Origin of the sequence: Chondromyces crocatus (assembly GCF_001189295.1) — a bacterium.
Lineage (GTDB): Bacteria > Myxococcota_A > Polyangia > Polyangiales > Polyangiaceae > Chondromyces > Chondromyces crocatus.
Window position 1 is genome coordinate 8,522,883 of the sequence record NZ_CP012159.1, and the last position, 14,408, is coordinate 8,537,290.

Sequence of the window (14,408 nt, forward strand, 5' to 3'; positions counted from 1 at the left end):
CTCGCACCAGCGGTCATCATGCCCCCCAACCAGATCAGCCGAATCACGATGCGTCGAGCCAGCCAGCGGGATGCCGTCGCCATCGCGCGCGCGCATGTCGATAGCTGGCAGGCGTCCTACCTGGGGTTGATACCCGCCGCCGTGCTGAACCGGCTCTCCGTGTCCACCCAGGCGGCAAGCTGGCGCCGCATCCTGAGCGCAGACGAGAGCGGCACCCACACCTGGGTGATCGCCAACGACAGCATGATCATCGGCTTCTCCAGCGCAGGGCCGAGCCGCGACGACGACGATGGAGCGCAGGTCGGCGAGATCTACACCCTCTATCTCGTCCCGCCGGCGTGGGGTCGAGGCCTCGGTAGTGAGCTGCTCGACGGGGTGCTGCACGCCCTGGCGCGTCGAGGGTTCGACACGGCGACGCTGTGGGTCCTCACAGGCAACACCCGGGCACGGCGGTTCTACGAGATCAACGGGTTCCTGCCCGATGGCGCTCACCGGCCCACGCGGGTCGGCGATGCCCAGCTCCCCGAGATGCGGTACCGCCGGGCGCTCTGACCGGCCAGCCTGGAAGCGCCTCTGGTAGGCTCCATCGCGCGGCCGCACGGCCGCCTGGAGGTCGTCCATGCGCGCTTCGCACCTTGTCTTTCCACTCCTCGCGGTCGCCGCCATCGCTGCATGTGGCGGTGACGAGGGCGGCTCCTCCAGCAACGGCTCCGGTGGAGCAGGCGGCACGGGTGCAGGCGCGGGCCCCGGGACCGGCGGAAGCGATGTGCCTCCCCCTCCCCCACCCGATCCGATCTGCGACGCGCCCGTCGCTCCTGTCGACGTGAGCCAGCCCTCCGCGGTGGTGGGCAATGGCACCCCTGCGAGCTGCACGGAAGCCGCACTCGATGCGGCGCTGGCCTCGGGGAGCGTCATCGTCTTCGACTGCGGTCCCCAGCCAGTGACGATCCCCATCCGCTCTGCCAAGTCGATCCAGCAAGACACGGTGATCGATGGGGGTGGTCGGGTGACCCTCGATGGGGGTGGGGAAAGTCGGATCTTCGAGCTCGATACGGGCAACTACGAAGCCACGACCCCCACGCTCACCGTGCAGCGGCTGACGTTCACAGGCGGGAAGGCCAGCGGCACGAGCGTCCCGCTCGGGACCGACACCGACGGCGGAGGGGGCGCGATCTATCACCTCGGTGGGACGGTGGTGGTCATCGACAGCGTGTTCGACGGCAATGCATGCGCGCTCGAAGGCCCCGACGTGGCGGGTGGAGCGATCTACGGGATCGGCCTTGGCGAGACGATCGTGGTGGGAAGCACGTTCGTGAACAACCGCGGCGCGAATGGCGGCGCCATCGGCGCGCTGGGGACCGCGCTCACCATCGTGAACAGCACGTTCGTGAACAACACGGCGACCGGCGCGGGCGCGAACTACGTCGACGGCAACGGTCAGCAGGCGGGCCGCGGGGGAAACGGCGGCGCGCTCGTGATGGATGGACGGGGGCGGATGCTGACGATCTGTGGCACGCTCGTGCAAGAAAACACGAGTGGGGCCTTCGGGGGAGCGCTGTTCAGGACCGGTTACGAGACCGAGCCCACCGTCATCGATCGCTCGCACTTCGACGGCAACCGGGCCCTCGACCGGACCGACGATCTGCCAAGCGGTGCCGGTGGCCTCTACATTCAGGGGACCCGGGTGACCATGACGGCGACGACGGTGTCCCGGAACGCCGCACGATCGAGCGCGGGGCTCTGGATCCTGGGGCATGGGCCCGCGCCTGCCGTGGCCGATCTGACGAACGTGACGCTGGCGGGGAACTTCACCTGGCCGCGCGAGGACTTCACCCAGCGCGGGATCGGTGGAGGCCTGACGATCGGCGACAACACGACGGGGACGCTGCTCAACTGCACGGTCGCCGGGAATCAGGCGCAGTTCGCCTCCGGCATCGCCCGGGTCAGCAGCGTGACGCTGCGCAACACGATCGTGAGCAACGAGGCAGATAACGAGTACACGCCGCTGAACTGCACCGGGGCCGCCTACAACAACCCGCCGGGCAGCGGGGAGAACAACGTGCAGTGGCCCAATGGGATCCAGGACGACATGGACTGCGTGGCCGGGATCACGCGCGCCGATCCGATGCTCGGGCCCCTGGGCGACCACGGCGGCCTGGCCCCGACGATGGTTCCCGCAGAAGGAAGTCCGGTGCTGGGCGCAGGGACGAGCTGCCCGCCGACCGACCAGCGAGGCAACCCGCGCAACACGGCCTCATGCGCGCTGGGAGCCCACGAGCCGTGAGTGTGGACGCCGGAAACGACGCGAGGTGTTGACCTGGACGCGATGGCGTGAAAGTCTGCGCGCCCCCTGCCCCCGTAGCTCAGTGGATAGAGCAGCGGTTTCCTAAACCGAAGGTCGCAAGTTCAATTCTTGCCGGGGGTGCCTGTGATTCCGAGAGGTTGTGAGAGCTACTCCTCCGGCCCTGGACAGGTGCCCGGCCAGCTGTTGGGGTGACGCGTCCACGCTCGGACGCATCGCAAGCCCGGTGCCACCGGCCGCTTCAGTCTCCCGCGCCCTTCGAGCTGCACCCTTCGACGCCATTGAGCTACCGCTCGCGGTCCTGTGGTACGGGATGCTCCCGGCGCCTCCGCGTTGCGAAGGCTGAAGCAGAGCGGGCCTCAGCTCCCATGGCTCCACGCGACTCCTCTCTCGATCGCCGATGCCCGGCCTCGACGACGTGATGGCCTTCGCGACCGAACGACTCACCGATTCGATGCCGCCACCAGAGGGAGCCATTGAATTCGCAGTCGCTTCTAGCAGCTACACTCAAGAGGTATGGAGGATTGTCCGGAAGCTTTCTGGGAATGAGCCGTCCAATCCAATCAAGGAACGCCGCAAATTGCGGCTCATACTTCTGCAAGAGACCATCGCGGAGCTTTCTGAAGCCCCGGTTCAAGCGCAGCTCTCCCTGACGGACTTCTGGCAAGGGTTCGATTTCCCTCCCGACAGTCCGCACCTCGTTCAGGGTCGCGGCAATTCGATGATGCCGACCGACGATGACACCGAAGCCACCTGCCGTCGCTACATCGAGGCGCATGAAGCCTGGGTCGAGGCGAAGACCGCAGCGCTTCGAGGTTGAGGCGGTTCAGTCCATGGCTTTCTCTCGGGGCTGAGGAGACGGCGCAGCACCCCGACCAGCTCGTCGAGCAGAGCAGCTCTCCCCTCGCGATCGGCGAGCTTCACGGGATCGAGGACGTGAGTGACGGCCGCCCCATCAGGGCGTACAGCGAGGGTCGCCGTCCTGGATCTCCTGGATCTGCTCGGCGCTGAGCGGGATGGGGTCGCAGCCGTGGTCGTCTTCGCAGACGAGATCCCACTGTGGCTCGGCCAGCGTGTGGCAATTGAAGCAGTTGCCGCCGAATGCGTTCACCGTCTCTGCTGCGCCACGGGCCAGGATGGTGGTGCCGGATGCGCTCACATCGAGCGAGAAGAACTCCCAGTCGCGCGTCGTCGCATCGAAGCCCGCGCGACGCTTCACCATGGCCTCGGTGGGGACGAGCTGGAGGATGGTCCCCACGGGGTAGACGCCGCCGGTCGAGGAGTTGGCGACGGCGAGGGCCTCCTCCTGGCGACCGAGGCGATTGGAGACACGAAATTTGCGCACCTTGTCCCAGGTGAGGATGCAGTCGAAGTCGGCGGCTTTCATGTCGAGATCCTCGGCGTCGCCACGGCCACCGCTGCCACCATCCCCCCCGTGGCCGCTACCCCCAGCGCCACCTCCACCGGACGCGGGAGCCCCGCCACCATCACCGCCGTCGCTGGAGCCGCAGGCGGCCAGGAGCACGAACAGGAGCGCTGCAGACATTGAAGAAGTGGTGTTGAAGAACATCGTGGGATCTCCAGGCTGAAAGCCATCGCGACGTGCGGCGAGATCGTAGGTCGTTCGTGGTGAGCGCGTCACCTGCCCCGAGCACCAGCACGGGCGCTTGCAGCAACCAGGCCGTACAGGTGTGGGAAGGTGGAGGGCGTTCGCGCAGAAGTGCCTTCTGGTCGCTGAAGCCACACACACGAAGCCGCTCGATGTCAGCGACGAAGCCCCCCTCGAGCGCCTCCGGAGACGAGGTCGTCGCCTCGCTCGCCGAGGTGATGCAGGCCTTCAGCCCCGACCCCATGGTGCTCCCCCCTCACCGGGACAAAGAACGGAAGTTCCTGCCGGGTGATGAGGCGGGAGGCCCTTCACGCGCTCGAGCCTCGCAACGGCTCACGGGCACTCGACCGTGCATTGCGCTCCCATCAGGCACGTCGTGCCCCATTCGGCACAGGTCAAGTGGGCGATCTGGGTGCCGGGGCCAATCTGGCACGCATAGCGGACCGCGCAGTCACCATCGACGCACTTCATACCAGCCATCCCTGGATTGAAATAACCATAGGAGGGGATTGCTGGGCACGGGCTGAGCGCAAGCGCCGAAGTCGACGTCAGAAACGAGCCGACGAACACCGACGCAGCCAGCGCCAGGCCAGAGACGAAACCGAACACCTTCTTCTTGGTCGTGGTCATGATGGTTTTCTCCTCGAGTGACGTTCCATGTTCTGGAGAGCAGAATCTCTGTCACAGCGTCGGTGTCCACGCGCTTCATGGCGCATGTCGAAGGGCGCCCCGAGCCTCGCTCGTCGTCCCGGCGGACGAAGCTCGCACCGTCGAGGGGCCTCAGGGCGTGCGGGTGGCCTCGCTCATGCCTGCGGCCAGAAGCCCTTCGCTCCGCAGGAGAGCGAGGGTTTCTTCGGAGACGCCAGGAACCCCGAGCTCACCGCGAACGACCCATGCAGGCACCCGGAACTCGTCACCGATACGCTCTTGCACCCACGCTTGAGCCCCTTCCGCGATCCGCGTACACACGTACGCTTCGGGGAGCACGCCCCACCATGCACTCCCGTTGCGCTTCAGTAGCGCGACAGCACCACGGCACATCTGATCGCGCTCCGGGGATGCTTCGACGTCGACGGGGATGACGACCACGGGACGGGTCCCGGGTGCAGCGTCCAGCGCTGCAAGCGCACGGTGGCTGTGACGGCACTCCATTCCGATGTACACCCGATCGGGAGCGAGCCTCGTCAGGGCCTGGTGCGGCTCGAGTTCGGCGATCTTCGCCGTGAGAAGCACGCCAAAACCCAGCCCCGCGCCCACTCCCAAGGTCGGGAACAGTGCCGCCGTCACCAGGAAATGCCACGACTTTCGCGCTGAAAACATGAACTCTCCTGAAGGACGGGGCTCAGGTGGACACGCCATGGCCCTCTCGGCACAGGCACATGCGTCGTCTCGGCGCCATGAATCGACGTCGTCGTTCAATGCGCTCAACGGCACCTCGGACGTCCCATTGAATGCATCTGCATCCCCCGTACCGATCGCGCTGAAAGCTGGCGCATGACCCAGAGGCCGAGTTTGCCGTCACGAGGACCGCGACGCGGAATGGCTTCGCAACAGTGTCATGGAAGCGTGACGCTCTCCGTCATGCAGTTGCGACAGCTCCTCTCGGCTCCCCGGATCGCCGCACCGTGGACGTTCAACGCTCCGATGGTCTCATCGTGAACCATTGCCGTCGGAGCTTCGACATCGTCGGAACGTAGGCACCGGACTTGCCCAGAGCGACGCCATCGCGCGGAGGACGCACGACGGACGTGACCTGTGGCGCAGCCGCAACCACGACCGTGGCGCAGCCATGCGCGCACGGGGCGCAGTCGTGTGGACGAGTGATGCAGCCCCACGCAGAGGAGAAAAGACCATGCAGAATCGTGCTCATCCCATCGCGAGTCTCCTGACCGTCATCGCCATCGCCTCGACCGCTGGCTGCTACGGCGGTCCCGAGGGCTCTGCAGAAGCATCGGACAAAGTCATCGCCGAGGTGCAACTCAGCGCCACGAGACGCATCGTCTTCGTGGACACGGGCGATGGCAGAGTCGGCGTCGCGGAAATCGCCAGCATGAAGGAGGCGCCGTTCGTGACGAGCATGCTCCGCTACGAGCGAGCAACGCCACTGGAGATCTTCCTGGCGACGGCGCAGATCGGGGAGGCGGCTCCGGAGATCTTGATGGAGAACCACCAGCAGCTCGCACTGAAGCAGGGTCGCGAAGACCTCACCCCGCGGCACTCATCGAGTCTCCAGGTGAATGTCGAGGCGCTGGATTGGGATCGCAAAGGCACCACATCCTGCACACTGGCCGGCTGGGAGGGCCCAGCCGGCATCTGGTCGAATCCGCTGGATAGCTGGGACAACCAGTTTCACAACGTCACCTCGCCGTGGACCAACAACACCACCTATCCGAGGAGCCAATCCATCACGCAGTCCTCGACCTGGAACGACAACTCAGGATCTTATCACAGCCACGGCGCATGCCTCGCTGGAGATACCGGAGCCGACGACAAGGTCACGTTCACCGTCAGACTCGGTCTCTCCGTACAGTTCACGTGGGATCTCGAGGAGTCACCAGAGGACAATTATGTGATCTACAACGATTACTACGACACGGGCGATACCACGGAGTCCAGGATCACCAACGCAGGCAACTCCTCGGCGACCTTCCGGCATTCCGCCGCGGCCTGGGTGCCCATACCTGGCTGAGACGGCCAGCCCAGCTCTCGCAGCGCCGCGAAACCGACCCTGGTCCATACGCGAAACATTGTCACGCGAGCATGACGCTCCCTGTCATGCCCGCGTGACAGTTCGTCCCGAGGCCTGTTGACAGGCTCGCGAGCCGCGCGTCTACCATGCGTCATGTCTCCGGAGCATGCCGTCTCGCTGACGCTGACGAGCATCGATCAAGGAAGTGCCCTCCGACTGCCGCACATCGGCGTCACCGTCACCTTGCCGGACCGCCGTATCATCGAGGCACCGCTCGAGATGACACCTCTGGTCCTCGGTTCGAGCCCAGAGTGCGATCTCGTCGTCCCCGACCCACGCGTCTCTCGCCGCCACTGTGAACTCCGACTCACCGAACGAGGCGTGCTGCTGCGCGACCTGGGCAGCAAGAACGGCACGCTGATCCGGGGTGTCCCCGTTCTCGAGGCGTGGCTCCCTCCCACGGTCCCGGTCACCTTGGGCGCCTCCGAGGTCATGGTGCAGCCTCTCGGGGTAGGCTCCGTGCTCCCCCTGTCGACCAGCGTCTCCTTCGGGGAGGCCCTTGGACAGAGCCTGTCGATGCGCGTCCTCTTCGCGAAGCTCGAGCGCGCCGCGCCGACCGACGAGACGCTCCTCTTGCTCGGCGAGTCAGGCACGGGAAAGGAGATCCTGACCAAGGCCATCCACGAGCAAAGCCGGCGCCGTGGAGGGCCCTTCGTGGTCGTCGACTGCGGTGCGATCGCGCCGAGCCTCATCGAGGGCGAACTCTTCGGGCACGGCCGTGGCGCGTTCACGGGCGCTGCCACGGCGAAGCCTGGCCTGCTCGAGCGCGCGCATGGAGGCACCCTTTTCATCGACGAGATCGGAGAACTACCCCTCGACGTGCAGCCGAAGCTCCTCCGCGCCATCGAGACGCGGCAGACGCGACGCCTGGGCACGAACGAATGGCAGTCCTTCGACGCCCGCATCGTCGCAGCCACGCACAGGAACCTCCGGACCCGGGCGCTCGAGGGCTCGTTCCGACAGGATCTGTACTACCGGCTCGCCGTCATCGAGCTGCACGTGCCGTCGCTTCGCGAACGAAAGGACGACATCCCTCAGCTCGTCGAGCGCTTTCTCGCTACCCGCGCCCCTCCGTGCACCCTGGCGGACTTGCCGCCGCATGCGATGCCGTTGCTCCAGGCCTACGACTGGCCAGGGAACGTGCGGGAGCTCCGGAACGCCGTGGCGCGGCTGATCCTCTTCCCCGAACTGCTGCCGGAGCTGCTCGGCCCCGGGCTGTCTCTCACCAACACGCACCCCTTCGAAGCGTCTGCCCCTTCCCCGAAGGGCGACACCGCCGCCCCGACGGCCTTGGGCACCACCGATCCCGAGGCCGAGCGCCTGGGCCGGCTCCTCGATTTGTCGCTGCCCGAGGCACGGGAGGTGGTCCTGGAGGAACTCGAACGGAACTACGTGGCGGCAAAGCTCAGACAGTACGAGGGCAACATCTCCCGCGCGGCGGAGGCCATGGGTGTCTCACGTCAGCTCGTCCATCGCCTGCTGGACAGGCACGGCATGCGCGCGAGATGAAGCACGCCCCAGCGCGCCTCCCACCAGGAGGCCCTCTCTTCGGCGCGACGCTCTCCGTCACGCGGACGATCTCTCCCGATGCGCCAGCGGCTGCGCTCGGCGTGGAAGAGCCTGGAGCCGGGCTCCTCGACGACACGGTCGAGCTGCCGCCGTCCCTTCATGCGCGGTTCGAGGCCTTCGAGCTGCTCGGCCGTGGTGCGACGGGCGCGGTCTATCGCGCGAGGGACTTCCGGCTGGGCCGCGACGTGGCCATCAAGCTGCTGCTGGGGGCCGACCCCGAGCGGGGAGCGAGTTTGCTGCGCGAGGTGCGGGCGCAGGCGCGCATGTCTCACGAGAACATCTGCGAGATCTACGAGGCGGGCACCGCCGATCACGCGCGCTACATCGTGATGCAGCTCATCGAGGGCAACCCGCTCGATCGGGCGAAGGCCACGATGACGCTGGAAGAGAAGGTGAAGGCCATCCAGCAGATCGCTTCGGCGCTGCACGCCGCCCACCGGCTCGGGCTCGTCCACAGGGACGTCAAGCCGTCGAACATCATGGTGGAGCGCCACGAGGACGGCAGCTGGACACCGTACCTCCTCGATTTCGGCCTCGCGCGCGAGGTGGGCGACAGCGGACGCACCGTGACGGGCGCCATCCTGGGGACGCCCGCCTTCATGGCCCCGGAGCAGGCCGAGGGAAAAGTGCGAACGCTCGACCGACGGACCGACGTCTACGGGCTGGGCGCCACGCTGTACGACGTGCTGACCGGGAGACCTCCCTTCGCCTCCGGCAGCCTGTTCGAACTCCTGGAGGAAGTCCGGAGCCAGGATGCCGCACCACTCCGGACCCTGGATCGCGACATCCCCCGAGATCTGGAAGCGATCGTGATGAAGTGCCTCGAGAAAGAGCCCTCGGCGCGGTACGAGTCGGCGCGGGCGCTCGGTGACGACCTGCAGCGGTTCCTCGACGGGGAAGCGGTGCAGGCGCGCCGAGGTAGTTTCGTGTACGCCCTGCGCAAGCGGGTACGACGTCATCGAGGCGCCGTGGTGCTCACCATCACGGCGCTCGTCGCGATCGCGCTCAGCGTGGCGCTCTGGGGTCGAAGCCGGCGCCTTGCCGCCGAGCAAGCCACGCTCTCGCGCGAGCTCGGCGAGCGTGTGAAGGAAATGGAGCTGTTCCTGCGAAACGCCCATGGCCTGCCGCTTCACGACATCGAGCGCGAGCGCGACGTCGTGCGGACCCTCCTGGACCGGATCAAAGGCCAGATGGCCGCCGCGGGAGAGATCGGTCAGGGCCCGGGTCGGTACGCTCTGGGCCGGGGACACCTTGCGCTGCAGGAGTTCGAGGTGGCGCTCGACCACCTGAAACAGGCCGCCGCAGCGGGCTATCACCCCCCCGAGCTCGACTACGCGATGGGCATCGCGCTGGGAGCACTCTATCGGAAGGCGCTCGAGGCCACAAAGCAGCTCCAGGAGGCTCGACGGCAGGAGGCCACGGCGGTCATCGAGGCGCGCTTCAAAGAGCCTGCGCTCGCGCACCTCCGGGCAGCGCTCGGGGGTACCGTCGAGACCCCTGCTTACGCGGAGGGGCTCATCGCGTTCTACGAGGAGCGGCTCGACGAGGCGCTCGCCAAGTCCAGAGACGCATTCGCAGCTGCACCGTGGCTCTACGAGGCGAAGAAACTGGAAGGGGACGTCCTGTTCGAGCGCGGGATCCGCCTCGGCCACGACGCTGCCTTCGACCCCCGCGCCATGACCGACTGGTTCGAGCAGGCCGCGGAGGCCTACCGACTCGCCGCGGACATCGGGCGCTCCGATCCAGCCCTTCATGATGCGACCTGCACCCTGTGGACCCAGGCCATGAACGGCGCGTTTGCTCATGGTGGCCCGGTGAGGTCACGCTTCGAGGCAGCGATCGCGGCATGCGAGAGAGCGATCGCTGCGACCCCCCGCAGCGCCACGGGATACGTCAAGCTCGCCTGGGTGCACAATGCTTTCGCGTGGCGCGTGGCGACCGGCGCGCTCCCGAACGAAGATCCAGAGCGCGTGATCGCCGAGGCGACGGCTCACGCGGAGCAAGCGGTGCAGCGGAGCCCCGACGACCCACTGGCCCGCTACGTGCTAAGCGCCCTCTGGCGAACGCGCGCCCTGTACACGGGCAGCCTCGGGTTCGACGTATCGCCCGCGATCGACCATGCCATCGCTGGCTACGAGGCCGTGCTCCAGCTCGACACCGGAGACGGCGAGGGCGCTCTGCGACAGCACGACGTCTACCTGTGGACCCTGAACGAGCTGTGCTCCTCGTTTCTGATCCGCGCCGAGCGAGAGGGTCTTCACGGAGCCGATCCCAGGCCCTCTCTGGACCAGGCGATCCCCCACTGTGATCGCGCCCTCGAGCACGATCCCGCCTTCGTGTACCCGAGAAACAACAAGGTCATCGCGCCAATCCTCCTGGCCGAACACCTCGTCGGCTCGGGAAGCTCGCCCGAGGCAGCCGTCCGAGAGGCGACGGCGGCGATCGAGGAGGTGAAACGGGTGAGCCCACAGCACCCCACCGTCCCTTTCTGGCTCACCTCCCTTCGCCTCATCGAGGCGACCTGGAGGCTCGAATCGGGCGTGGATGCCGAGGCCGCCATCCTCGACGCCGAGACCAGCGCGCGAGAACTCGAGCGCCACCAGCCGTGGTCGCCGACCTCTCACAGGGCACGCGGTGAGGCGTCCTTGTTGAGAGCGCGGTGGCTGATGGCACAGGAGCGGGATCCGACGGCTGCGCTCCTCGAGGCCCGAAGAGCGCTCCGCCACGCCATGGAGACGACCCCCTGGGACGCTGGCTACCGCGTCTGGAACGCCCGCGCCGAGATCATCGCCCTGCGCTGGGCGCTCCGGAAAGGCGGCGAGCGGGCCGTCACCTTCGAGGCCGCGCTCGCGCCGATCCTACCGTTGCTCGAGGTTCAGCGCGTCACTCCACACCTTTACCTCGCTCTGGCCGAGATTCATGAGCTACGGGCTGCCTCGCGCCTGGATCGGCGCGAGGCGGAGAAAGACATCGCCGAGGGCCTCCGGCGAACGGAGGAGACGCTCGCGATCCATCCCCATCTCGGCAACGCGCTCGCATGCAAAGGGCGATTGCTGCTTCTCCGCGCCCGGCGTTCGACGACTGCCGACCGACGCGCTGCGGCTACCCAGGCAGGCGAAGCCTTCGCCGCAGCGATTCTGCACAACCCGCAGCTCGCCCGGACTCAACGGCACAACCTCGACGAGGCGCGCCAGATGGCCGGGTCGAGTGGCTCCCCGACGGATCTTCGCTGAAGTCGGCCAGCAGTACGCTCACTGGATGCAGAGAGGGTGGAGCTGTTCGAAATACTCGGGGATGAGCCGAGTTACGAGGGCAGGCTTCCCGAGACAGGTGTACTCACCGTCGCTCACGGTGCAATCGTCCTCGACGTCCAGCCTGACCTCGAGGCCACAGCTGGCGTGTTGCGAGACGGCTCCGCAGGTCCTGTTCTTGAGGGTCCCCTCGAGGTACACCTGCGAGCAGCTGCTTCGGAGATCTCCTATCGGCCATACCTTGAAGATCAATCCACCCGCGGTGCTGACGGTCGCCGTCCAGAGAGCCTCGTGGAACGAGTAGTCCGACAGGTCGAACTCCTCGTCCTCGGCAGGCGCCACCATCTCCCCCGTGAGGGCGATCGGCACGACCATCCCGGCAGGATTCAGGTGCGCAAGCATGCACGCGAAGAGCGCTTCTTGCTGGCTGGCACTGAGACCCTGGGTGGTCCATTGCGAGGTGCCGGCGAGGAGGCCTTCGCCCTCGTAGGCCTTCGGGCCGTACACACCGTCCACGTAGGAGACGACCTGCCCATCGAGGACGCTGCAGCGAACCGCATACTGGAGTGTCTTGTCTCCTCCCTCGGTGCTGACGAGCGCCTGCACACCGACGCTGGGAGCGTGGTTGGGCCCTGGAAGTCGCGACCCGGTGGCCGAGAGCAGCGAGGACTTGTTCGCGTGGAAGTAGGCCGTGCGTAGCCCGTTGTTTCCTCCGTTCCCGTTCTGACCGCCAGTCATCGGCTGCTGGAACTGCTCGGTGGACAGGTCTCCAAACGCATCGACCATGTCCTCGCCAGTTCCCCCGGCACACCCCAGGTGTGGGAGCGACAGGGCGAGAATCGTCAGCGGAATGATTCGGGGGGGGATCATCACGTCATCCTTTCGGCATCACGGGAGAGCGCATCACTTCTCCCAGACAGAGCGCATCGCTTCTCACGGACGGAGCGCATCGCGTCCTCACGGACACGCGCCGGCCCATCGAGGCATCGGGTCCCGCTGCAGCCCTCATGCCAGGCCGCGGTCCATGACCTGCCAGGCTTCTTCATGAGGCCCCCACACCTCTCCATGCGCAATCCGACGCGCACCATGTCTCGTCGCCCGTGGAGTCGTGCAGCAGGTTGCGCGATGCGGCGTTTGCCCGCACCGCAGCCTCGTTCACGGTCCCCCCACCTTCCACCCGAGCATCGAGAGGCTCCTCGGTTCACCGGGAGTCAAAGCGACGCCATCGAGCCAGAAGCGCGGGATCCCTGGAGGCGAGAGGCACGAGTCGGGATTCAGGTCGGAAGGGCCGAGCCGACCGGGAACCCGCCCCCATCGAGGCCCCCGTCGCAGTCCGGACCATGGGCGGAGCACCGCGTCACTCGCCTCGGCAAGGCAACTCGTCCCGCCTGTCCGGCGTACTTTGCTTCCCGATTGCCCAGCTCGGTTCACCCGAGCGCGCGGCCTTCCAGGTCCAGCTCGGCCCGCCCCTGGTCTCCGCGCCCGCACCCCCGCCTTTCCGCCCCTCGTTCCCCCTCTGCCTCGTTCCACCCCGCCTCATTCCCCCTTCGCGCTCGCTCCCCTCCCCGTTCAGCCCCTTTCCACCGTCTCAGCCCTTCTCACCCCGGCAGAATCGAGCGCCACGCCCAGGTCCCAGACTCAACCGTAGGTCAGTGGAAGTCTGGACGGCGTCAGGACAGTGCTCACTGGCTTTCATTGAATAAGTGCACGTCCACGGTTCGCGCTACACTTCTTATCGATGTCCCATTCCTCCAGACCCGCACCGTCGACCTCGTTGAGACCCGTCCCGTCGACCGCCAGCGTGCTCGAGGAGTCGAACACGCGGCCGCGCAAACGCCGCCTGCGCTTCGCCGTTGCGGGCGTCGCGCTGACGACCCTGCTCATCGGCGGCTTCATGATCCGACGAGTCGAGTCGTCCGAAGCGCCAGACCTCGCACGGGAGCAGCTCCCCACCACACCACCGCGCTTCGCCGAGCAGCTCGACGTGAGCGTCTTCCAGCGTGGCAACCTCCACACGCACTCCGCGCGAACGGACGGCGACAGCCCCGCGCAGCTCGTGGCGGCCTGGTATCGCAACCACGGCTACCAGTTCCTCGCGCTCACCGATCACAACAGCTTCATGGATGGTGCGCGACCTCCCGAGACCCAAGAGCACGACTTCGTGCTCATCCCTGGCGAAGAGATCACCATGATCGCCGCCAGCCAGCCCGTACACGTCAACGCTCTCTGCACGAAGGAGCGCATCGGTGGCGGCACCTTCCGCACGCCGGGCGCCGCGCTCTCCTGGGCCACGTCGAAGATCCTGGAGCAAGACGGCATCGCCCTCGTCAACCACCCCAACTTCCACTGGGCCCTCGAGCCGGAGCACATCGCCGAGGCCAAGGGCGCCCAGCTCCTCGAGATCTTCAGCGGCCACCCGCACGTGCGCAGCGACGGCGACGCCACGCACACGTCCGCGGAGTCGAAGTGGGAGCACATGATCTCCTCCGGCCACGCCATGGCGGCCGTCGCCGTCGACGACATGCACGCGCTCAACCCCACCAGCAAGAACGTGCCCCAGGCAGGACCGGGCATCGCGTGGGTCGAGGTGTTCGCCGAGGAGACCTCGCAGGAGGCGATCTGCGCCGCGCTGAAGGCAGGTCAGCTCTACGCCTCCGCTGGACCGCGCATCAAGCGCCTCACCGTCTCGGGGGACGAGCTGTCGATCGAGCTCCCCTCCGCCGACATCAAGGTCGAGTTCCTCGATCGCTGGGGCCTGCTCCTCGCCATCGAGCCGCCCACGCCCACCGAGCAGGGGACGGCGTACCGCTCCACCTACCGCCTCCGCGGCCCGGAGCACTACGTCCGCGCCCGCCTCACGGCACCGAATGGCACGCGCGCGTGGACCCAGCCTTACTGGGTCACCCGCTGACCCTGGCGAACGACCGA

11 protein-coding genes and 1 tRNA gene are annotated in these 14,408 nt (G+C 67.0%); 8 read left to right on the forward strand and 4 right to left on the reverse strand.

The window, feature by feature from the left end; all coding sequences use genetic code 11:
• The first annotated feature begins 48 nt into the window (after window positions 1-48).
• The 4 genes from CMC5_RS30660 (at window position 49) to CMC5_RS45175 (ending at window position 3,122) form a co-directional block, all read left to right on the forward strand.
• Complete coding sequence (locus tag CMC5_RS30660; protein ID WP_245677849.1) at window positions 49-552, forward strand: GNAT family N-acetyltransferase; 504 nt, start codon at window positions 49-51, stop codon at window positions 550-552.
• 67 nt (window positions 553-619) lie between these two features.
• Window positions 620-2,284, forward strand: coding sequence for a choice-of-anchor Q domain-containing protein (locus CMC5_RS30665; protein ID WP_050433720.1), 1,665 nt, complete (start codon window positions 620-622; stop codon window positions 2,282-2,284).
• Between the two features lie 68 nt (window positions 2,285-2,352).
• Window positions 2,353-2,425 (forward strand) — tRNA-Arg (locus tag CMC5_RS30670).
• Between the two features lie 277 nt (window positions 2,426-2,702).
• Window positions 2,703-3,122, forward strand: coding sequence for a DUF2247 family protein (locus CMC5_RS45175; RefSeq protein ID WP_156338979.1), 420 nt, complete (start codon window positions 2,703-2,705; stop codon window positions 3,120-3,122).
• A 135-nt stretch (window positions 3,123-3,257) separates the two neighbouring features.
• Here CMC5_RS45175 and CMC5_RS30680 read toward each other — a convergent pair whose 3' ends face one another.
• The 3 genes from CMC5_RS30680 to CMC5_RS30690 form a co-directional block, all read right to left on the reverse strand.
• Complete coding sequence (locus CMC5_RS30680) at window positions 3,258-3,848, reverse strand: hypothetical protein (protein ID WP_063796377.1); 591 nt, start codon at window positions 3,846-3,848, stop codon at window positions 3,258-3,260.
• A gap of 396 nt (window positions 3,849-4,244) precedes the next feature.
• On the reverse strand, window positions 4,245-4,541 hold the full coding sequence (locus CMC5_RS30685; RefSeq protein ID WP_050433723.1) for a hypothetical protein: 297 nt from the start codon (window positions 4,539-4,541) through the stop codon (window positions 4,245-4,247).
• A gap of 150 nt (window positions 4,542-4,691) precedes the next feature.
• Complete coding sequence (locus CMC5_RS30690) at window positions 4,692-5,231, reverse strand: hypothetical protein (RefSeq protein WP_050433724.1); 540 nt, start codon at window positions 5,229-5,231, stop codon at window positions 4,692-4,694.
• 532 nt (window positions 5,232-5,763) lie between these two features.
• Between CMC5_RS30690 and CMC5_RS30695 the strand changes: the two genes are divergently transcribed.
• The 3 genes from CMC5_RS30695 (at window position 5,764) to CMC5_RS30705 (ending at window position 11,462) form a co-directional block, all read left to right on the forward strand.
• Window positions 5,764-6,600: a hypothetical protein gene (locus CMC5_RS30695; protein ID WP_050433725.1), complete on the forward strand. Its 837-nt coding sequence runs from the start codon at window positions 5,764-5,766 to the stop codon at window positions 6,598-6,600.
• Between the two features lie 153 nt (window positions 6,601-6,753).
• On the forward strand, window positions 6,754-8,169 hold the full coding sequence (locus CMC5_RS30700; RefSeq protein ID WP_050433726.1) for a sigma 54-interacting transcriptional regulator: 1,416 nt from the start codon (window positions 6,754-6,756) through the stop codon (window positions 8,167-8,169).
• 101 nt (window positions 8,170-8,270) lie between these two features.
• The gene (locus tag CMC5_RS30705) at window positions 8,271-11,462 is read left to right on the forward strand and encodes a serine/threonine-protein kinase (RefSeq protein WP_218920096.1); all 3,192 of its coding nucleotides are present in this window, start codon (window positions 8,271-8,273) and stop codon (window positions 11,460-11,462) included.
• 18 nt (window positions 11,463-11,480) lie between these two features.
• Here the strand turns inward: CMC5_RS30705 and CMC5_RS30710 are convergent, their stop codons facing one another.
• The gene (locus CMC5_RS30710; RefSeq protein ID WP_050433728.1) at window positions 11,481-12,350 is read right to left on the reverse strand and encodes a hypothetical protein; all 870 of its coding nucleotides are present in this window, start codon (window positions 12,348-12,350) and stop codon (window positions 11,481-11,483) included.
• Between the two features lie 868 nt (window positions 12,351-13,218).
• Here CMC5_RS30710 and CMC5_RS30715 point away from each other — a divergent pair.
• A complete protein-coding gene (locus CMC5_RS30715) occupies window positions 13,219-14,391 on the forward strand; it encodes a CehA/McbA family metallohydrolase (protein WP_156338980.1) in 1,173 nt (390 codons plus the stop codon).
• Window positions 14,392-14,408: the final 17 nt, after the last annotated feature.